Source organism: Ensifer sp. ZNC0028, from assembly GCF_000799055.1.
In the GTDB taxonomy this organism is placed as follows: Bacteria; Pseudomonadota; Alphaproteobacteria; order Rhizobiales; family Rhizobiaceae; genus Ensifer.
Genome location: NZ_JTLA01000293.1, coordinates 1 through 203, shown reverse-complemented (window position 1 = coordinate 203; position 203 = coordinate 1). Strand labels below are relative to the sequence as shown.

Here is a 203-nt window from a genome sequence, read left to right as displayed (position 1 = left end):
TGCTCCTCCTGCGTGCCGCAGATGAAGCGCACCGAGGCCATGCCGTAGCCGTAGCGGTCGAGCGCCTGCTTGCCGGCCTCGGCAAGCTCCTCGTTGTCGGCAAGGCCGAGATAGTTGTTGGCGCAGAAGTTGAGCACCCGCTCGCCCGAGGCGACCTTGATCTCACCCGCCTGCTTCGAGGTGATCACACGCTCCGACTTGTA

1 pseudogene is annotated in these 203 nt (G+C 64.5%); it reads right to left on the bottom strand.

The annotated features are described in order from the left end of the window. A pseudogene (locus tag L981_RS33055) lies at positions 1 to 203 on the bottom strand (glycine C-acetyltransferase); the annotation flags it as partial.